Genomic DNA, 21,243 nt, shown 5'->3' on the forward strand with positions numbered 1-21,243 from the left:
CGTCGTTACGCCCGTCTCCACGAGTAGTAGATTGCTCCGGCGACCCCGAGCGCGACCAGCACGGCGACGATGGCCCCGACGATCGGGAACTCGCCGCTCGAATTCTCCGCGGGCGCCGCGGACGCTACGGACACCCCGGCGCCGCTGCCGAGACCGATCATCGTCGTCGAAGTGTAGCGGTTACCGTCGTCGTCGCGGTACTCGACGACGATCGGGACCTCGGTCACGTTCCGATCGGCCGCAAACGTCACCTCAAACGAGGAGATGTCGTCTGGGTCGAGGGTCCCGACAACGTAGACCCGGAAGGGATCGGTGGGCGTTGCCGGGGCGCCGGGGGCGATGATCACCGACCGGGCGGACTCGAGGCCGGCGTTCGAGATATCGCCGATGACCCGGTACCTGCCGAACTCGGACTTGACCTCGACGTTCGTGATGATCGGGTCCGCCTGTCTCTTGTCCTCGCCAAAGACCACCGGGAGCACGAGATCTGTCGTGTGGGTGTTGATGCCGTTGCGCCAGACCACCTGGAACGTGACGTCCATCTCGGCAGTCGGGGTCAGGTTGAACGTGACCGTCCCGGAGGCGTCAGAGGCGAGGGTCCCGATGAACCCGCTGGTCGGGGTGACGGTAAAGCCCGTTCCCAGCGGGATCACCTGGACGCCGGAGGCGGCGTTCGGGCGGGGGTTCCCGACCCGGACGGTGATATCGGCCGTCCGGGACTCGGAGAAGGCGTCCGGTCTTTCGACCACGGATACGCTGAGCGGCGTATTCTCGACCTGGACGGGGACCGGATAGCGCAGGTTGCCCTCGTTGCGGAAGTCAAGGACGAACTGCGGGTAGAACGTTCCCTCGCCCCCGTCCGCCCGGACGGTGAAGGTGAACGTCTTGCTGTTCCCGGCGCCGAGGTCCCCGACCGCGAGGTAAGGCTCGCTTAAGGGCACGACACCGTTGCCGTAGAGCCGGGCGCTCTTGATGGAGACTGTCTCGGAACCGGTGTTCTGGATCACGATCGTGAGCGTCCCGGTATCCCCTTTCATCAGGACCTGCGGGTCGAGCGTGGAGGAGACCACGGTGACATCTGCCGAAGCGGCGCCGGCCGGTCCGGTGAGTGCTGCGACGATGCAGAAGATTGAGATAATTGCGATGTAGAGAGGTTTCATAGTACACCTATCCGATGAGCGTGACAAGGTTGACGAGGATATAGAGCCCGATGGGTATCCCGACGGTGAGGACCGCGTTTCGCGTGGAGAGATTCCGTGCGTACTTCATGCCGAAGATCCAGATGTTTGCGCTCCAGATCAAAAAGAGGATGCCGACGATCCCGGAGATCGGCGTGAGGGGGTCGCTCAGCATGCCGGTTGTGACGCTCTCCACAAGCACCGCGATATCCTCGGGTCTCGAGATAATCGGGACCGAGAGATTCGATACGATCTGGTAGGAGAAGATCGCCCCGATGATGCCCCCAAAGACCTGGGGGATGAGCCCGTAGCCCGTGAACTCCAGCGTCCGCTTAAAGTCTCCATCCCCCATAAAGACCATCGAGATGATATAGAAGACGATACCGAAGGCAACCCAGGTGATGAGTCCCCCGATGATGCCGCTGGCCACAGCGAAGGCAACCCCCGCCAACCCGAAGACCTGCATGTCCGGGGGGAGGCCCTCGGTCAGCGCGTTTGCCGAGATGGCAGCGCTGACCGCACCGATAATCCCGATGACAAGCGCGATCAATGCCGGTATCTTCAGGCCCGGCTCACCCCGCATACGCTCTTGAAAGAAACGTCCGGGTTCGAGCAGCACCCGGAGAAAACCACTGTCCATGTATGTCTGCCTCACATACTTTTGGCTGACGAGGGGAGATAAACCTTATTGGATCCCGAGGGGAAGGAAGATAGATTATCTTCGAAATTTCAGAAAAATTACCATGATTTAAGAAAATTCGGGCAAAAGGTCATCCAATCCCGTGCAGGAACGGTCGGGGAGGGGATGGGGCGGCGTAAAGGTTAGAGGTGCCCGAGTTCTTTCAAGCTCACGTAGCCCCCTTTCGTGACGATGATGTGGTCGAGGACCCGGATGCCGAGGATCGACCCCGCCTCGACGAGCTGCCGGGTGATCCCGAGATCCTGGACAGAGGGATCGAGCGTGCCGGACGGGTGATTGTGGACCAGGATGACCGAGGCGGCCCGGTCGGTGATTGCGTCGGCAAAGACCTCCCGGGGATGGACGAGGCTCTGGTTTAAGATCCCGACGGTGACGATCCGGCGCTCGATCACCTCTCCGGCACCGTTGAGAGTAAGAGAGATGAAGTACTCCTGCTTCTTATCCCGCCACTCGGAAACGAGCGGGATGACGTCTTCGGGGCGGGTGATCCGGGTTCCGGTGACGTCGTCGTCGCCGAAATAGCGCCGCCCGAGCTCGAAGCAGGCCATGATCTCACATGCCTTTGCTGATCCGATCCCGCCGATCGCAAGGAGGGCCTCGTACGACGGCTTGCCCCCGGTCCCCCGGAGGTAACGCTCGACGTCGCCCGCAACCTCCGAGACGTCCCGCCCCTTCGTGCCACGCCCAAGGAGGAGGGCGATCAGTTCGGTATCGGTGAGCGCCTGCGGTCCCCGTTTGGCCAGTTTCTCGCGGGGACGATCGCGGTCCGGTATATCGCGCATCTTCCTCATGGTACTCAGGTCCGGGAGGGTTGTAAATCCCGTTTTGCTCCCGGGAGCATGTATAGGTTGCCATACGGATCCGGGAGGACGAGAGAGTTCTGGCTCGACCGCGAATGAACTGAAGCGATCGGTTTTTCGCCAGGACGAAAGAAAGGCCACCGATACGATCGAAACGCTTTTTCTTATGGACTGCTATTCATCACCCAATGGAGCTTCCCTGGAAGAACAGCGTGGATGTCTGGTGCAGGCGGGGGCGGACCTACTGCGAGCAGGGGCAGTACGATCGGGCCATCGAGTGCTACAACCGGGCAATCGCCCTGGATCTCGGCGCCGCCATTGCCCGTTACTGCAAGGGACGGGCCCTCATGGCGATCGGGCGTTACCGGGAAGCAGTCAATTGTTTCGACCAGACCGTCAGGATCGACCCGACCTCTGCCCGCTTCTGGTATGCCGGGGGAGAGGCGCTCTACAGCCTTGGGCGGTACCGGGAGGCGGCCGAGTACTGTGGCCGGGCCGTGGAACTTGCACCCGACTCCACGGGCGCCTGGCTCATCCGAGGGCACGCTCTCCGAAAGCTCGGGCGGACGTCTGACGCACTCGCCTGTTATGACCGGGTCATTGCCATCGACCCGACCCGGATTGAGGGCTGGAGAGGGCGGGGTGCGGCGTTTGCCGCCGAACGCCGGTACGATGCGGCGCTCGAATGTTACGACCGCATCATCGCCATCGACCCCGAGGACACAGAGGCCTGGTACGCGAAGGGGACGATCTATCTCCTCCTCGCCCGCTATGATACGGCGATCGAGTGCTTCGACCGCATTATCGCTATCAGTCCCGACCGTGCCGACGCCTGGTACAACCGGGGGTGCACCCTCATGACGCTTGAGCGCTACGAGGAGGCCATCCTGTCATTCGACCGGACACTCGCCCTCCGTCCCGACGATGCCGACGCCTGGTACAACCGGGGCCGGGCGCACCGCCTCTTGGAGCGCTACGAAGAGGCGATCGAGTCCTACAACCGGGCATACCGGATCAGCCCCGACCGCCCCGGGATCTGGCGTGAGAAAGGCATGGCGCTCAGGAGGCTGAAGCGTTACGACCTTGCGCTCGCCTCACTTGATCGGGCGCTCAGGGAGAACGCGGCCGACCCGGAGGTCTGGTACCAGAAAGGACTCGTCCAATTCGCCAAAAGGCGCTACGAAGAGGCGATCGAGTGCTTCGACCAGACGCTCAGGCTCAAGGCCGATCATACGGGCGCAGACTACCACCGTGGCGAGAGTTACTACGCTCTCGGCGACTACAGCAGGGCGGTCATCTGCTACCAGGCAGTGCTCCGGAGAGAGCCGGAGAACATAGCCGCCTTGAACAACTGCGGAAACGCGCTCCACGAACTCGGGCGCTACGAGGACGCACTTGGATGCTACGAGCGAGCACTCGAGATCGAGCCTAACAACCAGCAGATCCAGAAGAACAAGGCAAGCGTCCTCTCGACCCTCTCCGACTACGATAAAGCGCTCGAGTGCTTCGACCAGGAGGTCCGGGCCAACCCGGAGAACGTGGACGCCCGGTACAACAAGGGTCTCACTCTCTTCATCCTCGGGCGCTACGAGGAGGCCGCCGCCTGTTATGCACAGGCGCTCGCGATCGACCCTGCAAGGATGGATATCTGGGTTGCACAGGGAAACGTCCTCGTGATCCAGAATCGCTGTGAGGAGGCCCTCGCCTGCTACGACCGGGCGCTCGCCGCCGACCCCGACGACGTCGAGGCGCTCAAAGGGAGAGCGACGGCGCTTGTCTACCTCGACCGCCCGGCCGAGGCGATCCGGTGCTACGAGAGACTTTCACGGCTGCCCCGAAAGCAGGAGATTCAGCAAAAAGGGAGAATGAGGTCTTAGATCCGGCCGATCCGCTCGACGGCCTCTCTCAACTTCTGCATCGAGGTCGCGTAGGAGAGGCGGAGCCAGCCGGGAGTGCCGAACGCCGTCCCCGGGGTGACCGCCACATGGATGTCCCGAAGCCACGAGCGGGCGACCGCCATATCGTCCCCCCCGACCTTGACGTAGGCGTAGAATGCACCGTCGGCGGGAGCGGTCGCGTAGCCGAGGTCGTGGAGCGCCGGGACGAGGAAGTCCCGCCGGCGCTCGAACTCGCGGCGCATCGACTCAACACAGTCCTGCGGGCCTTTGAGCGCCGCAACAGCCCCAAACATCGCAAACGTCGTCGGGTGGGAGATGGTGTGCTGCTGCACCTTCTCCATCTGCCGGATGATCGGGCGGGGAGCGACCGCGTAGCCGATCCGCCACCCGGTCATCGCGTAGGCCTTCGAGAACCCGTTGATGGTGATCGTCCGCTCTGCCATCCCGGGGAGGGAGGCGAGCGATATGTGCTCTTTGCCGCCGTATATCAACTTCTCGTAGATCTCGTCCGAGAGCGCGTAGAGGTCGTGGTCTAGGCAGATATCGGCGATGAGCCGGAGCGAGGACGCATCAAGCACCGCGCCGGAGGGGTTCGACGGCGAGTTGACCACGATCATCTTCGTCCGGGGACCGACGGCCTCTAGAAGGGAGTCGTCGACCTGGAAGGTCTCCATAGAGAGCGGATGATGCCGGGCGGCGGCGCCCGCGAGCTGTACGCAGGGCTCGTAGGAGACCCAGGCGGGATCAAGGATGATCGCTTCGTCGCCCGGGTTCAGGACGGCTTCCATCGCCTCGTAGATGGCGTCCTTGGCGCCGCAGGTGACGAGCACCTCGTCGGGCTTTGCGGGGATGCCGTTCTCGCGGGTGAGTTTCTCGGCGATTGCGGCGGTAAGCGCCGGGATCCCGGCGCTCGGGGCGTAGTGCGTCTCGCCGCGCTGGATGGCCTCGATGCAGGCGTCTTTGATATGCTGCGGGGTATCAAAGTCCGGCTCACCAATCGAGAGGCTGATGACGTCGATACCCTCGGCGGCCATTCTCTTTGCGGCGTTCGAGATCTCGATCGTCGCCGAAGGGGCGATTGCCCCAACCTTCTCTGAGAGGCTCTTCATCTCAATCGCTGGACCATCTTCACGGCCGACTCAACGGCGCGCTTCGCGTAGTCGATACGCTCGGTCGCCTCCATCCGGGTCATCCCCGGTCCGGAGATGCCGAGCGTGACGGGCTTGTTAAACTCAAGGGAGAGGTCGATGATCTTACGTGCCGCGTGCTGGACGACGATCTCGTCGTGCTGGGTCGCGCCCTCGATGACGCACCCGATGGTGACGACGGCATCAACGTTCCCGTCGGTCAGGAGTTTCTTGATCGCAAGCGGCATATCGTAGGCGCCCGGGACGTAGATCGTCTCAGCCACTTCCGCACCGAGGAAATTGGCATGCTCCCGGGCCTCGATCTCCATCATATAGGTGATGTCGCGGTTGAACTCCGCGACGACGAATCCAAGTCGTATTGTCATTCCAATCCTTCCTGTGGTATTACTCACGCCAGATAATCATCACTTTTTGGATCAGATGCGTGCGGGCCCGACATCCTCGAACCCCTGCCGCTGGCCGGTCCCGGCGAGTTTCTCCAGCTCCTTCGGCCGGAGGAGGAGCCGCACGGCGTTCACGGCGTGCTCGCGGGTTCGCTGCTCCATCAGCCAGGCGAGTTCTTTTTCATCTTTTGCCTCGTCCTCGTGGACGAAGACCTCGATGATATGCTTGTTGGTCATGAGCTGGCAGAGGATGAGGCCCTGGGAGGCCTCGTGGGCGCAGACCTTGTCCTTCTCGGCCCCGCCGGGCATCCCGAGCGCCATCACGAGGTCGCACCCCCGCTCCTCGATCAGTTTCTTGCAGGCTACCGGGAGGTCCTTGATGCCGGGGACGACGTAGCGCTCGATCCCCACACTTGCGTGCTTGCGGATCTCATCGATAGCGGCTCTGCCCATGTCAATCCGGGCAAACGTCGTATCGGCGATCCCGATCTTCATCCGAGGAGCACCTCGGCGGCTGCCTCAAGACCGTCGCCGGCCGCAAACCCGGACTTCCTCAGGGCGAACTGGACGGCCGCAAGGGTTGCGAGAATCTCCTGCGCTCCGACACTGCCCATGGTGCCGATCCGGAAGATCTTGCCCTTGAGGTGGTCCTGGCCGCCGGCGATCTCGATCCCGAACTTCTTGACGGTCCCGCGAAGGTCCTTGTCGGTGACGCCGTCCGGGATGCGCATCGCGGTTGCGGTGTTCGAGTAGGCATGGTGCTCATCGATCTTCGGGAAGAGCTCGACGCCCCAGGCCTTCGCCGCGGCGCGGACGGACTCGGCCATCCTGCGGTGCCGGGCAATCCGGGCGGCGATGCCCTCCTCCTCGATCATCTTGCAGGCCTCGTGCAGCGCGAGGAAGAGCGGAACCGCCGGGGTGTAGGGAGTCTCCATCGGGGTGCTGCTCCCGCTCTTTTTGTAGGCGGCGAGATCGAGGTAGAAGGGGCGCTTATCGCAGATCCGGTCCCAGGCGCGCTCCCCGATGGCGATGGCCGCAAGGCCCGCCGGGGCTGCAAGACACTTCTGCGACCCGACGACCGCAACATCGACGCCCCACTTGTCCATCAGGACCTCATCGCCGCCGATGGAGGTGATCCCGTCCATGACAAAGAGCGCGTCGTACTTCCGGGCGAGCTTTCCGACTTCAGGAGCCGGGTTCTTGATCCCGGCGCTCGTCTCGTTGTGGACCATCGTGACGATCTCGGCCCCGGCCTCGAGTTCCTGCTCGAGGGCCGCAAGGTCGAGCGGAGTGCCCCACTCGGACTCAAGGGCGGTGACGGTGCCGTAGCGCGCACCGATCTTTGCAAAACGTTCGCCGAACTTGCCGTTCACGAGCGAGACGATCCGCTTGTCCCGCCCGAAGTTTGCGACCGCGGCCTCCATGCCGGCGCTTCCCGAGCCGCTGATGATATAAAGGTCGCTTTCAGTGCCAAAGAGGGTCTTTAGGACCCGGACAGTATCCGCATACGCGGCACCGAACTCGGGTCCGCGATGGTTGATGGCCTGCCGCGTCATTGCGGCGCGTACCCGCTGCGGAATGGGTACAGGGCCGGGGATCATAAGGAGTGGTTCATTTTCCATATGGATCAGTCCATGTCGTCTCGTCAAATCCAGACGCAAGTTCCTTCAAGGAACTTGGATGTAGACTCTTATCAACCTCTCCACGGGCGATATCGACAGAGAGATAGGGGGGCAGGAGCAAACCAAAGGAAGATATGGTAGATGTCGCGGTGATCTGCGGTTCGGCCTCAGACAGCCAGATCGCAGAGAAGGTCTTTGGAGTTTTACGGGAACATGGCGTCTCCTACGACTACCAGGTGATCTCGGCGCATCGGGACCCGGAACGGCTCGACGAGTATATTAAAGGGAGCGATGCCAGGGTCTTCATCGCGATCGCCGGGCTCTCGGCGGCCCTCCCCGGGGTTATCGCCTCAAAAACGGCGCGCCCGGTGATCGGCGTTCCCGTGAGCGGCAAACTGATGGGGCTTGACGCCCTCCTCTCGATCGTCCAGATGCCGAGAGGCGTCCCGGTGGCCTGTGTCGGGGTGGATAACGGCGAGAACGCAGCGCACCTCGCAATCCGCATCCTCAACGCGAGGAGCGCCTAAACCACTCTTTTTTGAAAGATTCTCTTCTATCAAAAGTGATTTTTCTGCGCGGCTTTTGGAGAAAATGCTCCCCGGCAGGCACGATTAGGAAAAAAGGGGTTAGATGACCAGGATCAGCGGCGCAAAGACCAGCGCGACCATGGACATCAGCTTCAGCAGAATGTTGATGGACGGGCCCGATGTGTCCTTGAAGGGGTCGCCGACGGTGTCGCCGACGACGGTTGCCTTGTGGGCGTCCGAGCCCTTTCCACCGAGGTGGCCCTGCTCGATGTACTTCTTCGCGTTGTCCCAGGCTCCGCCGGCGTTCGCCATCGTGACGGCGAGGAGGAACCCGGATGCAAGCGAACCGACGAGCAGGCCGCCGAGCGCTTCCGTGCCGAGGAGGAACCCGACGACGAGCGGCGCGGCGACGGCGAGGACGCCGGGCGGGATCATCTCACGCAGCGCAGCGTGAGTGGAGATGGCGATGCAGGAGGCGTAGTCCGGGTCGGCCTTCCCCTCCATGAGACCGGTGATCTCCTTGAACTGGCGGCGGACTTCGTGGACGATGCTGTATGCCGCCTTTCCGACCGCCATCATCGTGATGGCACAGAAGAGGAACGGAAGCATCGCGCCGATCAGGACACCGACGAAGACATTCGGGACCGAGACGTCGATGACCGAGAGGCCGACCGCCTGGGTGTAGGCGGCGAAGAGGGCGAGCGCAGTCAAGGCTGCAGAGCCGATGGCGAACCCCTTGCCGATGGCGGCGGTGGTGTTCCCGACGGCGTCGAGCGTATCGGTGATCTCGCGGACCTCAGGTTTCTGGTGGGACATCTCGGCGATACCGCCGGCGTTGTCGGCGACAGGGCCGTAAGCGTCGACGGAGAGGGAGATACCGAGCGTCGCAAGCATGCCGACGGCGGCGATCGCGATACCGTAGAGACCCGCAACCTGGTAGGAGATGAAGATCGCGACAGCGATGATCAGGACCGGCCAGACGGTGCTCTCCATACCCTTCGCAAACCCGGTGATGATGGTGGTTGCCGAACCGGTCTCGCTTGCCTTGACGATGGCGAGCGTCGGGCTCCGCTCAAAGGAGGTGTAGTACTCCGTGATCAGGCCGATGGCAAACCCTGCGACGAGACCGGCGACGGTGGCATAAAAGACCCCGATGTACTCAGCTCCGAGAAGCTGTGTCACGAGGAAGTAGGTAGCGGCGACGGTCACGACGATTGCGGCGAGGAGACCTTTGTTGAAGGCCATGTGGATGGCGCTGCTCTCGGTCTTGTTGGTCCGCACAAAGAACGACCCGATGATGGACGCGACGATACCGACTGCCGCGATGAGCAGCGGGAGGACGATCACGTTCATGACGTCGGCGTTCGGGAACTGCGTCGCCGCGACGGCGACACCGAGGACCATCGCCGATATGATTGCACCGACGTAGGACTCGTAGAGGTCGGCACCCATGCCGGCGACGTCGCCGACGTTGTCACCGACGTTGTCGGCGATGACGGCGGGGTTGCGGGGGTCGTCCTCCGGGATGCCCGCCTCGACCTTCCCGACGAGGTCGGCACCGACGTCCGCGGCCTTGGTGAAGATACCGCCGCCGACTCGGGCGAAGAGGGCGATCGAACTCGCACCGAGACCGAACCCGGTCACGACGGTCAGGACTTCAGCCTGGGAAAGCGTCGTTACGGTGCTGATGACCAGATACGCGATCGAGAGCCCGAGAAGCCCGAGCCCGACGACCGCCATGCCCATGACCGAGCCGCTCGAGAACGAGACACGGAACGCATCCGCGATCCCGCGCCGTGCGGCGTTCGTTGTCCGGACGTTTGCAGCGGTCGCGGTGTACATGCCGATGTAGCCGGCAGTCGCCGAGAGCGCCGCGCCGAGCACGAAACAGGCCGCGGTAAGGGGATCAATCGCGACCGCAAGGACGATGGCAAGCACGACGACGAATACTGCAATAGCACGGTACTGTCTGTTCAGATAGACCATTGCCCCCGTGTGAATGGCGGCAGCGATCTTCTGCATCAGATCGGTACCCATGCCCTCCCGCTTGATACTCATGTACGAGTACCCTGCAAACAGGAGAGCAAGGACGGCACCCACGGGTGCCAGGTATACCAGATCCATCTCTTTGCATTCCTCCAATTGGGTACACTATACAAGGGATTCCACACTTTTAAATATGTGTAAACCGTGATGGTCAAAACGGGTGGGGATTTAAGAAAAATCCAGAACTTCCGGCTGGAGCGTCTGGAGATCGATGACGAACGCCCGCGCAGGCGTGGGGTGAATATTCATCTGTTTCTGGAACGACGTCTGGGACTGCCAGGTTCCGGCGTTCACCCCGAGGACGCCGCGGTAGCGGGTGACGCCGCAGATGTGGACGTGGCCCGTGAGGAGGATCTCAGGAAGGGGGTTGATGACGAGCCGGTCGGTCTTCATCGCGGCGATCGGCGTCCGCATCCCGTATGAGGGGGCAAGCAGCCGGCGTTTCAGCATCTCGTCCATGATCTCCCCGGGCCGCTCGTAACTTGCCCCCGGAATCAGCCCGATCATGTCGTCGAACGATCGGCCGTGATACATCAGAACCCTGACACCCTGGAGGTTCAAGAGGCAGGGGTTCTCGACGAGGGTGCAGTTTGACGGAAACTTCGCGGTGAACTCCGGCGGAATGGCCGGCTGCGGTTCGGCCATCCTGACGACGTCGTGGTTCCCCGGAGCGGCGACGATCCGGATCCGTGAGGGGAGATCGCGGAGCATCTCGCCGAAACGGTCGTACTGCTCGTAGATGTTCTTGATCGTCAGTTCCTGGTCCTGGCCGGGATAGATGCCGATACCGTCGACAAGGTCGCCGGCGATCAGGAGGTAGCCGACATCCGAGTCCTGGAGCCAGTCGGCGAACCGGTTCCACGCGTCGTCGAGGAAGGTATCGCTTCCCACATGGACATCGGATATGAGGACCGCTTTCCCCGGCCGGTCGCTCTTGAACGGGGCGTGATTGATGGGAATGTCGGGGCGGAAGAGCTGCTCAGCAAAGAAGAGCCCGCCGTCGCCTGAGAGTTTTCCCTTGACCCCGAGGACCTCGTCGGGGAGGATCCGCTCCGCCTCCACAAACGTCTCCTCCCGCCCTTTGTTGAAGAGGACCTGAATCGCTCCTGTGGGATCCTCCAACTCGACGAGCCGGTGCCCCTTCCCGGTCGTCCGGACATCGGCCACCATCCCGATGATGTTGCACTCTTCGTCACGGTAGCGGTGGGGAGACTTTAACAGCGCCTCGATCGGCATCGCGGTCATCCGGCTCCGGAGCATTGAGGAGAGGGTGTTGTAGCGGTCGCGGAAGTAGTGGACGGCGTCCTCGTGGCCGCTGACGCTTCCCGTGGTCCCGGCGCTCCCGACGATCACCTCGAGTTCCGGGTCGACGAGGAACCGGGTCCCATCCCGGACCTTCTTTAAGCCCGGGATATGCTCCGGCATGATGACAAGGGTGTCGTCGGGGACCGCCGCCGCGATCCGGTCGATCAGCGTCGGATCGTTCTGCTCGCGAATGTACTGCACGACCTCCGGGTGAGCCTGGTGCTTCAGCTCAAGGAACCGGCGTACGATCTCAGCGTTGGCGAGCATGGACTCATGTTATTCTCCCCCGGGCAATATTGGTTTATCTTTTTCTCGGGCATGGCCACCCCGGAGAATCTATGTATATGAAGGGATAGCATTCTTTCTAGAACAAATGTCGAATACCACCTGGCTGCAGCGTGCAGCATCGGCCGTGCGAGCGTTCCGGGAGAGCGATCACCCGGCCGTCTCTCTCGCCCGGGACGTACTCTGGGTCGTCGCGGTCGTGGGGGGCATCGCCCTCGCCCTCTACCTCTTCGCCGGCACCTGGCCGGCGGTGGTCACGATCGAGTCCGAGAGCATGGTCCCGAACATGAACGTCGGCGACCTGGTCCTCGTCGTCGACGAGGACCGGTTCGGTCCCCTGACGACCTGGGCCGAGGGGCAACTGACCGGGTATACGTCCTTTGGGAACTACGGCGACGTGATCATCTACCGGCCGAACGGTGTCGACTCCGTCCACCCGATCATCCACCGCGCGATGACCTACGTCGATACCGAAGCCGTAAAGAACTCAGAGCTCGGGGCGTACTACGCCGACCCGCACGGCGGCTACATCACCAAGGGGGACAACAACCCCTACATCGACCAGGTGAACCTCCGAATCGAGGGCGTCGGGGTTGTTGAGCCGGTCAAAAAGGAGTGGATTGTCGGCAAAGCCCTCATCGCGGTGCCGCTCGTCGGCTACCTCCCCCTGCACCTTGCCGAATTCGCCATCATCATCATCGTCATCATCATCATCCACGACTTCGTTCTTGCACGCCGAAAAAAAGAGTGATAATCCAGTACAGGAGACCTACTTACGATGCCGCACTCACTGCATGACCTGCTCGACGACGTGCTCGCCGGCCACCGGCTCACGGAAGAAGAGGCCGTCCGCCTCTTCTCGACCCGTGACCGTGACGTTCTTGCCATCGCCGCCGCCGCGGACGAACTCCGCGAGGAGAAGGTCGGCGATCGCGTCACCTACGTCCGTAACCAGAACATCCACGTCACCAACGTCTGCAAGAACCTCTGCGGATTCTGCGGCTTTGGGAGACGGGTAGACGATCCCGAGGCCTTCTGCGACGATATCGCAACCGTGCAGGAGAAGGCGAGAATTGCTGTGAGCCGGGACGTCACCGAGATCTGTCTCCTCTCAGGGGTTCATCCCGACTACACGCTCGACTCCTACGTCGACCTCATCTCCTGCGTCCGGGAGGTCGCGCCCGGCGTGGACATCCATACGGCAAGCCCCGACGAGATCGCCTGGGCCTCGGAGCGGAGCGGGGTATCGACCGTCGAGGTCATCGAGCGGTTCCGCGAGGCAGGCCTTGGAACCCTCCAGGGGACGGCGGCCGAGATCCTGGTCGACGACGTCCGACAGGTCATCTGCCCGAATAAGTGCGACACGCAAACCTGGGTCCGGATCATCAAAGAGGCGCACAGGATGGGCATCCGCTCGACGGCGACGATCATGTACGGGTCCTGCGAGAGCGAGGCGGACCGCGCCCGGCACCTCGCAATCCTCCGCGATATCCAGGACGAGACCGGCGGGTTCACCGAGTTCGTACCCCTCTCGTTCATCTATCAAAAGACCCCGCTCTACCGGGCGGGGCGGGCCCCGCCCGGCGCAACCGGACGGGAGGATATCCTGATGGTCGCGGTCGCCCGGCTCTTCCTCGACAACTTCGACCATATCCAGGTTTCATGGGGGAAGGTGGGGACGAAGATGGCCGAGATGGCCCTCCTTGCCGGCGCCGACGATCTTGGAGGGACGATGTTCTGCGACGACGTCTCGGTCGACGCCGGCGGCGAGGGGGCCGACTACCTGGACCCGGCCGATATGCAGCGGCTCGCCGAGGACATCGGGCGGACGCTCCGGCAGCGGACGACGACCTACGAGCTCGTGTAGACCGATCTCACATCCTGTTTAAGGCCTCCCGGCCGGACATCCCGATCTCGACGCGGCGCTGCACAGCCGGGAGGTTTGCCGCCTTCACCTCGGCGTCCATCAGGGAGTCCAGGTTCTCAAGGGTCGACTCCTCCGAGACCCCGACGATCGCCGCAGGGACGCCGGCGTTCGCCAGCGCCTCGATATCGAACCCGGCGGTCCCGATCATCCCTTCGTCGGTCACCCAGGCCATCAGGCTGGTGTTCCCGACCGGGATGACGTAGCCGTATGCGTCCTTGTAGCTGAGCCTTGTGCGTTGATGGCAGAGGATCTGTTCTTGGGCCATGACTGGCGGGATACTCACGAGGGATAATAAGTCTTGTGCCCGCTCCCGCGCGCCCGAAAATTCTTCCCCTCAAACGTCTCAGGGAGATTATCCTAGAGTATGACGACGCTTCGACTGTTACTTCGCGATCTGCTCGCCGGTCACCGGCTCACGGAAGAGGAGGCCGTTCGCCTCTTCTCGGTGAGGGGGCGGGACGTCTGGAAGATCGCCGCTGCCGCGGATGAACTCCGTGAGGAGAAGGTCGGCGATCGCGTCACCTATGTCCGAAACCAGAACATCAACGTCACCAACCTCTGCGTGAACGCCTGCGGGTTCTGCGGATTTTCGCGTAAGCCCGGTGACCCCGACGTCTTCTGCTACGACGAAGCCACCATCCGGGAGAAGGCCCGGGCCGCACGAGACCGCTCGGTAACCGAGATCTGCACGGTCAGCGGCCTCCATCCAGAATTTGACGCTCGCTCCTACGTCAATATCTACTCCTGGATCCGGGACGAGGCGCCCACGGTTCACATCCACGCAAGCAACCCGATGGAGGTGGCGTATGCCGCAAGAAAGAGCGGCATCTCCACCCGGGAGGTGCTCGGGATGATGAAGAGCGCGGGGCTCTCGACCCTCTGCGGGACAGCGGCCGAGATCCTGGTCGACGACGTCCGGCGGGTCATCTGCCCGGAGAAGATCGATACGGAAACCTGGGTCCGGATCATCAAAGAGGCGCACGGGATGGGCATCCCCTCGACGGCGACGATCATGTACGGAGCCTATGAGGGCGTAGCGGACTGGGTGCGGCACCTTGCGATCCTCCGCGATATCCAGGACGAGACCGGCGGGTTCACCGAGTTTGTGCCCCTCTCCTTCGTCCACCCGAACACCCCGCTCTACCGGGCGGGGCATGCCAGGGCCGGGGCGACCGGGCGGGAGGATATCCTGATGGTCGCGATAGCCCGGCTATTCCTCGACAACATCGACCACATCCAGGTCTCGTGGGTGAAGACGGGGACGAAGATGGCCGAGATGGCCCTCCTTGCCGGCGCCGACGACCTCGGGGGGACGCTCTATGAGGAGAGCATCTCCCGGGAGGCAGGGGCCCGGGGGACGAGTTACCTCGATCCGATCGAGATGCGCAGGATCGCCGAGGACCTCGGGAGGACGCTTAGGCAGCGGACGACACTCTACGCCCTCCTCCCGGAGTGATGCCGTTGGCGGGGCGGACCCGATCGGCCTGCCGCCAAACATCCCGGAAAATTATAAATGATAATGGGATAAATCGCGGCCCCTCAACGCCGGCTGAAAGCCGGCGATTGGGAGGAGGCCAGGATGGTAAACGGTCTTGTGGGCCTTGCAATCCTCTTCTTTGTACTGGCGCTTGTCTTTGCTCTGCTAGGAGCACGGGGGGTTGCGGGGATATCGATGTCGATAGCGAAGTGGCTGGTCATCATCTTCATCGTTCTTGCGATCATATCGCTGCTGCTCTGAGGGGAGACACACTCAGTCCTCCGGCCGGAGGTACCTGACGATTGCATTCGCAACAGCTGAAGCCTTCTTCATCGCCCACTTGTCCTTCTGGACGTCCCCCGGATTATACCCCCTGCCGCAGACATAGCCGAGGTACGAGAACCCGTGGGTGTTCAGGAAACCCTCGAGAGTCTCGAGGGACCGCTCACAGCCCCGGTCGGCGCAGACGGTGACGGCGACCCCTCCGCGACCGGAAAGCCGTCTGTCGTGGTAGAGTGAGTAGGTCCGATCGATGAGGTTCTTTGTCTGGCCGTTGATGTCGTAGTAGTAGGTCGGGGCGCCGATGACGAGCACCTCGCAGTCGATCATCTTCTGCGCGACGGCTCCCCAGTCGTCGTCCTCCAGCACGCACCACTTTGCATCCTTGCAGGCCTCGCAGCCGGTGCAGGGCTGGATATCCATATCGGCAAGCGTCAGGTACTCGGTCTCGATGCCTGCCTCCCGCACCCGGTCGAGGATGGCAGCAACGAGCATCGCGGTGTTGCCGTTCCTGCGCATGCTTCCGGAGATACCAAGAACGTTCATACCCTGTCCTCGCCCCTCTCGTTTTTGATTCTTGCGATCCGGGCATCAAGATCAAGACCGCGGAAGGCCGCAAGGATCTCCTCGACCGGGTCGCCGGGGCGGTAGAAGAGGTGCGAAGGGCAGGCGCAGTCGCTGCAGCCAAAGTCCGGGACGTAAGCTCCGGCAAGAGCACGGGCGAGATCGCACTCACAGTCCCGGTCTGTCGCGGCAGTGACAAGGGCGGCGGGGGCAAAGTGAGGATCGAGGAGGAGGTAGTCGATGTGCCATCGGGGAGGGCGGTCGCGCCTTTCGGCAAGCCGCAGGTGCCGGTCTGCCCGGGCAAGCCCGCCGCTTCCCCGGGCGGAGCCGACGTAGATGTGCCGGCCGCGGGCAAACTCCCTCTCCCCGAGGGCGCCGATGCGGACTCTGCAGGAGGGGTTCTCGAGGACGAGGGCGTAGACTCCCTTATCCATAATACTTGAGCGCCTCCCGGGCGGCCGCGATATGCCTCCCGCCGCCGCACTCGACCGGCTCCCCGTGGCCGGGGTAGAGCCCCTCGACCTCGAGCCCCACCAGGCGCTCGATGGATGCCGCAAGGGCTGTGCGGTCGCCGTCGGGGAAGTCGTAGCGCCCGAAGGACCCCCCGGTGAAGACGGTGTCTCCCGAGAAGAGCACCTTCGCCCGCTCGTCGTAGAGGCAGATCCCGCCCGGCGTGTGCCCGGGGGTGTGGATGACGCGAAGGCTCCCTACCCGGTCGCCGTCGGCAAGGAGGGTGTCGGGGGCGACCCCGGGAGACCGGGCCCCAAAGTGCATCGCAAGGCTTCGTCTGTCGTCGACCAGGCCCACGGCGTCCGCTTCGTGGATACAGATTGCGGCGTCGTTGCAGAGCCGCGCGATCTCTTTGACGTACGCAATATGGTCGTAGTGGGCGTGGGTGAGGACGATCGAGGTAATCTCCCCGGCATACGGCTCCACCGCCATCGGGAGAACACCCGCGTCGACGAGGACGTTTTCGTAAACGAACGAGTTTGCGTAGATTGTGCCGCTCGGGATCCACCGCACGTGCATGCAGTCTAATATGGCCTCCGGACAAATGGTTCTTATGCACACCCTTGCTCAAGCGTGCCTGCGCGGGGTTCCCCCGGAGGTGGAGGCGATCGCCCGGGAGGAGGGACTAACCTCCCATGCCGCCGCACGGGCCGTCGCCCGCGGACGAATCGTCATCCCGGCAAACCCTGCACGGCCGCACCGGATCTGCGCCATCGGTGAAGGCTGCAGGGTGCGGGTCAACGTGAATATCGGGACGTCAGGCGCCCGGTGCGATGAGGATCTCGAGGTCGAGAAGGCGAAGGCGGCCCTCCGGGAGGGGGCCGACACGCTGATGGACCTCTCGACCGGGGGCGATCTTGCCCGGATACGGCGCCGGATCCTCGAACTCGATGTACCCGTCGGGACCGTCCCGATCTACGAGGCGGTCCGGCGGGCGGGGAGCGCCGCGGATGTCGATGCCGACCTGCTCTTCTCCGTTATCCGTGAGCACTGCAAGCAGGGCGTGGACTTCCTGACGCTGCACTGCGGTGTGAACCGAGAGGCGCTCGAGTCGCTCCGGGCCGATCCCCGGACGATGGGCGTCGTCTCGCGCGGCGGGGCCTTCCACGTCGCGATGATGGCTGCGACCGGTGAGGAGAATCCGCTCTATGCCGAGTATGATTACCTGCTTGAGATCCTGGCCGAGCACGATGTGGTCGCGAGCCTCGGCGACGGGATGCGCCCGGGTGCGCTCGTGGACGCGGGGAGGCTGGCAAAGACGACCGAGTATCTCGCGCTCGGCCACCTCGCCAAACGGGCGCTCGCCGCCGGGGTGCAGCGGATGATCGAGGGACCGGGGCATATCCCGGCCGACCAGATCGGCTACAACGTCCGGACGATCAAGGAACTGACCGACGGCGCCCCGCTCTACCTGCTCGGGCCGCTCGTCACCGACGTGGCGCCGGGTTACGACCACGTCGTGGGGGCGATCGGCGGGGTGATCGCCGCGATGAACGGCGCGGACTTCCTCTGCATGGTCTCGCCGGCCGAGCACCTGGCGCTGCCGGATGTCCGCGACATCGTCGAGGGGACGCGGGTCGCAAAGGTTGCGGCACACATAGGAAGCCTCTCTCGCGGTGCAGGACAGACGAAGAACCGCGAGATCCGGATGGCGGAGGCCCGTCGGTCGCTCGACTGGGAGAAGCAGTTCGAGGCGGCGCTCATACCCGATGAGGCCCGGCGCATCCATGAGCGGGACGGAGTTATTGAGACCTGCTCGATGTGCGGCGATCTCTGCGCCATCAAGATGGTGCGCGAGATCCTCCCGGTGCCCGAGGAGCGGATGGAACCGTAGAAGGAGCCTCCGGCCCTCTCACCTTGCTTGGGCGGTCGCGCCAGCGACCTTTCTTTTCGCAATGCCCCCGTCGATCCAGTCGATTATTGCGTCCCGGCTCCTCCGGTAGGCAGAAAGCACCCGATCTTTCGGTCCCGTGACCCTGGCCGGGTCGGGGAAGTCCACGCGGATCGTCTCTTTTGCCCAGGGAAACATGGGGCAGACGCCTCCGCTACAGAGTGCGATCACGTAGTCCATCTCTTTTCCGTCAAAAAGGCCGAGGTCTTTCGCCCGCTGCCCCGAGATATCTATCCCGATCTCGGCCATCACCCGGACGGCCATCGGATCGAGGGCGGTCGGGGCGATCCCGGCCGAGCAGACTTCATAACGGTCGCCGTAACGGGCGCGGAGGTAGCCCTCCGCCATCTGAGTCCGGGCGGCGTTGTTCGTGCCGATGAAGAGCACCCTCTCTTTCATGCCCCCACCCTTCGCGCCCCCGGAAAAAAAGGTTACCAAAGACTCTGTGAGGCCCGGACCATACTCTTCACACCGGGGTTTGCGCGATGCAGTAGCGCCCCGGTAGGCTTTTTCATCCAAAGTTTCCGGTTTTTACGCTAAGACCCGGCAGGGTTTCACATAATCCGATAGATTTATTAAGTATCATAACATCACCAGAATGCGTAATTATACATGATAAATCATGTATAATATGGCGCCCGGGAGGGAAGACCGAACCCCTTTCGGCGGCCGCATGTATGGCAACACGAGAACGGGCCGATCGAGATGCGACCGGTCCGTAGAAGTCAGCCGCTTTTGCACGGATTCGAGACCCAGAGGGGGATTGACCGGGGCAATTGGGCACGATTAATCATGTAGGATTTGGGAAGATGGCGGAATCGTTTGCCGTGAAACTGGAGGAGAGATGTTACCTCCCCGATCCCCGGTGCAGAGCGAATGCCAGGGTGCCGGATTACGCCCGAGAGTACAGCGAGTTCGTGCGCGATCCGGAGGCCTTCTGGGACCGGATAGCCCAGGAACTCGAGTGGTATGGGCCCTGGGAGAGGGTCAGGGAGTGGAACTACCCGTATGCTAAGTGGTTTGTCAGCGCGAAGTTAAACATCACCACAAACTGCCTGGACCGCCACGTCGCCGGCCCCCGGAGGGATAAACCGGCGATCATCTGGCGCGGCGAAGAGGGGGAGGAGAGGACCTACACCTACGGCGAACTCCACCGCGAGGTGATGCGGTTCGCAAACGGTCTACGCTCCCTCGGCGTCGAAAAAGGCGACCGGGTCTGCATCTACATGCCGCTCGTCCCCGAGCTGGTCGTCGCGATGCTCGCCTGCGCCCGGATCGGGGCCGTCCACTCGGTCGTCTTCGGCGGGTTCGGGGCGGACGCGCTCGCGATGCGGATCAACGACGCAGACGCGAAGATCCTCATCACCGCGGACGTCGGCTACCGCCGGGGAAAGACCATCCCCCTCCGGGAGATCGCAAAAGAAGCCGTCAGCCAGACGCCGTCCATAGAGAGGGTCGTCGTCCTCCGGCGTGAGGAGCCCGCAGTCGAGATCGACCCCGCCCTCGAGGTCGATTACGCCAGCCTCACGGCAAAGGCCGCACCTGACTGCCCGGCGGAGGTGATGGACGCCGAGGACCCGCTCTTCATCCTGTATACAAGCGGCTCGACCGGGGCACCGAAGGGAATCGTGCACACCTGCGGCGGCTACGCGGTTGGAACCTACTACACCACAAAGTGCGTCTTCGACGTCAGGGAAGACGACGTCTACTGGTGCACCGCCGACCCCGGCTGGATCACCGGGCACAGTTACGTCGTCTACGGCCCGCTCGCGGTCGGGACGACGGTCGTCATAACCGAGGGGACGCCCGACTACCCGGACCCGGGCGCCTACTGGCGGCTGGTCGAGGACCTTGGGGTGACGATCTTCTACACCGCGCCGACCGCGATCCGGATGTTCATGCGCTACGGCGACGAGTGGCCGGCGAAGTACGACCTCTCGACGCTCCGGGTCCTCGGCTCCGTCGGCGAACCGCTCAACCCCGAGGCGTTCGAGTGGTACTACCACCGGATCGGCGGCGGACAGTGCCCGATCGTGGATACCTGGTGGCAGACCGAGACCGGGATGCATATGGTGACCACGATGATCGGCGAACCGATGAAGCCCGGGTTTGCCGGAAAGCCCATCCCGGGCGCCGTCGTCGATGTCGTCGATAAATCGGGCAACCCGGTCCCGCCGGGAACCGGAGGGTTCCTGGTCATCAGAGAGCCCTGGCCATCCATGATGCGGACGGTCCACGGCAACGACGAGCGCTACTGCAAGTACTGGAACACCATCCCGGGGTGCTACACCGCAGGCGACCTCGCGGTGAAGGACGAGGACGGCTACATCATGATCATCGGGCGGGCCGACGACCTGATCATCGTCGCCGGGCACAACATCGGGACCGCGGAGGTCGAGAGCGCCCTCGTCTCCCACGAGGCGGTGGCCGAGGCGGCCGTCATCGGCAAACCCGACCCCTTGAAAGGAAACGTCATCAAGGCCTTCGTCACCCTCCGGGTGGGGGTAAGCCCAAGCGATGACCTCACCGAGGACCTCGCCCACCACGTCAAAAAGAGCCTCGGCCCCGTCGCGGTGCCGGCCGAGATCGAGTATATGGACCGGCTCCCGAAGACCCGGAGCGGCAAGATCATGCGTCGGGTCTTAAAAGCCCGCGAGCTCGGCATGGACCCGGGCGACATATCCACCCTTGAGGAGTGATCGT

General features: G+C 63.2%; 22 protein-coding genes. 8 read left to right on the forward strand and 14 right to left on the reverse strand.

The window, feature by feature from the left end:
* Nucleotides 1–5 precede the first annotated feature (5 nt).
* The 3 genes from MCUTH_RS08020 to radC form a co-directional block, all read right to left on the reverse strand.
* The gene (locus tag MCUTH_RS08020) at nt 6–1,160 is read right to left on the reverse strand and encodes a COG1361 S-layer family protein (protein WP_066957876.1); all 1,155 of its coding nucleotides are present in this window, start codon (nt 1,158–1,160) and stop codon (nt 6–8) included.
* A gap of 7 nt (nt 1,161–1,167) precedes the next feature.
* Nucleotides 1,168–1,833 (reverse strand): YIP1 family protein, encoded by a 666-nt coding sequence (locus MCUTH_RS08025; RefSeq protein ID WP_224732781.1) that lies wholly within the window; start codon nt 1,831–1,833, stop codon nt 1,168–1,170.
* 167 nt (nt 1,834–2,000) lie between these two features.
* Complete coding sequence (radC, locus tag MCUTH_RS08030; protein ID WP_066957882.1) at nt 2,001–2,669, reverse strand: RadC family protein; 669 nt, start codon at nt 2,667–2,669, stop codon at nt 2,001–2,003.
* 197 nt (nt 2,670–2,866) lie between these two features.
* Between radC and MCUTH_RS08035 the strand changes: the two genes are divergently transcribed.
* Nucleotides 2,867–4,555, forward strand: a complete 1,689-nt coding sequence (locus MCUTH_RS08035) for a tetratricopeptide repeat protein (protein ID WP_066957884.1) — start codon at nt 2,867–2,869, stop codon at nt 4,553–4,555.
* On the opposite strand, the gene MCUTH_RS08040 is transcribed toward MCUTH_RS08035, so the two are convergent.
* Genes MCUTH_RS08040 through MCUTH_RS08055 form a run of 4 tightly spaced genes read right to left on the reverse strand, consistent with a single transcriptional unit; the run spans nt 4,552 to nt 7,729 of the window.
* A complete protein-coding gene (locus MCUTH_RS08040) occupies nt 4,552–5,685 on the reverse strand; it encodes a pyridoxal phosphate-dependent aminotransferase (protein ID WP_066957886.1) in 1,134 nt (377 codons plus the stop codon). The genes MCUTH_RS08035 and MCUTH_RS08040 overlap by 4 nt on opposite strands.
* Complete coding sequence (gene ribH, locus MCUTH_RS08045) at nt 5,682–6,089, reverse strand: 6,7-dimethyl-8-ribityllumazine synthase (protein WP_066957888.1); 408 nt, start codon at nt 6,087–6,089, stop codon at nt 5,682–5,684. The genes MCUTH_RS08040 and ribH overlap by 4 nt, the downstream gene beginning before the upstream one ends.
* 51 nt (nt 6,090–6,140) lie before the next feature.
* Nucleotides 6,141–6,602: a riboflavin synthase gene (ribC, locus tag MCUTH_RS08050; protein ID WP_066957890.1), complete on the reverse strand. Its 462-nt coding sequence runs from the start codon at nt 6,600–6,602 to the stop codon at nt 6,141–6,143.
* Nucleotides 6,599–7,729: a pyridoxal-phosphate-dependent aminotransferase family protein gene (locus MCUTH_RS08055; RefSeq protein ID WP_066957892.1), complete on the reverse strand. Its 1,131-nt coding sequence runs from the start codon at nt 7,727–7,729 to the stop codon at nt 6,599–6,601. The genes ribC and MCUTH_RS08055 overlap by 4 nt, the downstream gene beginning before the upstream one ends.
* 134 nt (nt 7,730–7,863) lie before the next feature.
* Between MCUTH_RS08055 and purE the strand changes: the two genes are divergently transcribed.
* Nucleotides 7,864–8,256: a 5-(carboxyamino)imidazole ribonucleotide mutase gene (gene purE / locus MCUTH_RS08060; RefSeq protein ID WP_066957894.1), complete on the forward strand. Its 393-nt coding sequence runs from the start codon at nt 7,864–7,866 to the stop codon at nt 8,254–8,256.
* 99 nt (nt 8,257–8,355) lie between these two features.
* Here purE and MCUTH_RS08065 read toward each other — a convergent pair whose 3' ends face one another.
* Nucleotides 8,356–10,380, reverse strand: coding sequence for a sodium-translocating pyrophosphatase (locus tag MCUTH_RS08065; protein ID WP_066957895.1), 2,025 nt, complete (start codon nt 10,378–10,380; stop codon nt 8,356–8,358).
* Nucleotides 10,381–10,470: 90 nt separating this feature from the next.
* Complete coding sequence (locus tag MCUTH_RS08070) at nt 10,471–11,874, reverse strand: DNA-directed DNA polymerase II small subunit (RefSeq protein WP_066957897.1); 1,404 nt, start codon at nt 11,872–11,874, stop codon at nt 10,471–10,473.
* A 106-nt stretch (nt 11,875–11,980) separates the two neighbouring features.
* On the opposite strand from MCUTH_RS08070, the gene MCUTH_RS08075 reads away from it, so the two are divergent.
* Nucleotides 11,981–12,643, forward strand: a complete 663-nt coding sequence (locus MCUTH_RS08075; protein ID WP_066957899.1) for a S24/S26 family peptidase — start codon at nt 11,981–11,983, stop codon at nt 12,641–12,643.
* Nucleotides 12,644–12,670: 27 nt separating this feature from the next.
* Nucleotides 12,671–13,759, forward strand: coding sequence for a 5-amino-6-(D-ribitylamino)uracil--L-tyrosine 4-hydroxyphenyl transferase CofH (gene cofH / locus MCUTH_RS08080; protein WP_066957901.1), 1,089 nt, complete (start codon nt 12,671–12,673; stop codon nt 13,757–13,759).
* Between the two features lie 7 nt (nt 13,760–13,766).
* Here cofH (MCUTH_RS08080) and MCUTH_RS08085 read toward each other — a convergent pair whose 3' ends face one another.
* Entirely contained in the window at nt 13,767–14,084 is a 318-nt protein-coding gene (locus MCUTH_RS08085) for a YunC family protein (RefSeq protein WP_066957903.1), read from the reverse strand.
* Nucleotides 14,085–14,183: 99 nt separating this feature from the next.
* Between MCUTH_RS08085 and cofH (MCUTH_RS08090) the strand changes: the two genes are divergently transcribed.
* The gene (gene cofH / locus MCUTH_RS08090; protein ID WP_066957905.1) at nt 14,184–15,275 is read left to right on the forward strand and encodes a 5-amino-6-(D-ribitylamino)uracil--L-tyrosine 4-hydroxyphenyl transferase CofH; all 1,092 of its coding nucleotides are present in this window, start codon (nt 14,184–14,186) and stop codon (nt 15,273–15,275) included.
* 123 nt (nt 15,276–15,398) lie between these two features.
* A complete protein-coding gene (locus MCUTH_RS11400; RefSeq protein WP_083524829.1) occupies nt 15,399–15,557 on the forward strand; it encodes a DUF1328 domain-containing protein in 159 nt (52 codons plus the stop codon).
* Between the two features lie 12 nt (nt 15,558–15,569).
* On the opposite strand, the gene MCUTH_RS08095 is transcribed toward MCUTH_RS11400, so the two are convergent.
* Genes MCUTH_RS08095 through MCUTH_RS08105 form a run of 3 tightly spaced genes read right to left on the reverse strand, consistent with a single transcriptional unit; the run spans nt 15,570 to nt 17,168 of the window.
* Complete coding sequence (locus MCUTH_RS08095; RefSeq protein WP_066957907.1) at nt 15,570–16,121, reverse strand: flavodoxin family protein; 552 nt, start codon at nt 16,119–16,121, stop codon at nt 15,570–15,572.
* Nucleotides 16,118–16,573: a GIY-YIG nuclease family protein gene (locus tag MCUTH_RS08100; RefSeq protein WP_066957909.1), complete on the reverse strand. Its 456-nt coding sequence runs from the start codon at nt 16,571–16,573 to the stop codon at nt 16,118–16,120. Before MCUTH_RS08100 ends, MCUTH_RS08095 begins: the two co-directional genes overlap by 4 nt.
* Entirely contained in the window at nt 16,566–17,168 is a 603-nt protein-coding gene (locus tag MCUTH_RS08105) for an MBL fold metallo-hydrolase (RefSeq protein WP_066957911.1), read from the reverse strand. Before MCUTH_RS08105 ends, MCUTH_RS08100 begins: the two co-directional genes overlap by 8 nt.
* A gap of 25 nt (nt 17,169–17,193) precedes the next feature.
* Between MCUTH_RS08105 and thiC the strand changes: the two genes are divergently transcribed.
* Nucleotides 17,194–18,483, forward strand: coding sequence for a phosphomethylpyrimidine synthase ThiC (thiC, locus tag MCUTH_RS08110; protein ID WP_169795899.1), 1,290 nt, complete (start codon nt 17,194–17,196; stop codon nt 18,481–18,483).
* A gap of 18 nt (nt 18,484–18,501) precedes the next feature.
* Here the strand turns inward: thiC and MCUTH_RS08115 are convergent, their stop codons facing one another.
* Nucleotides 18,502–18,939, reverse strand: coding sequence for an arsenate reductase ArsC (locus MCUTH_RS08115; RefSeq protein WP_066957913.1), 438 nt, complete (start codon nt 18,937–18,939; stop codon nt 18,502–18,504).
* 410 nt (nt 18,940–19,349) lie between these two features.
* Here MCUTH_RS08115 and acs point away from each other — a divergent pair, with 410 nt between their 5' ends.
* On the forward strand, nt 19,350–21,239 hold the full coding sequence (gene acs, locus MCUTH_RS08120) for an acetate--CoA ligase (RefSeq protein ID WP_066957914.1): 1,890 nt from the start codon (nt 19,350–19,352) through the stop codon (nt 21,237–21,239).
* The last annotated feature ends 4 nt before the right edge of the window (nt 21,240–21,243 follow it).

Origin of the sequence: Methanoculleus thermophilus, from assembly GCF_001571405.1 — an archaeon.
Lineage (GTDB): Archaea > Halobacteriota > Methanomicrobia > Methanomicrobiales > Methanoculleaceae > Methanoculleus > Methanoculleus thermophilus.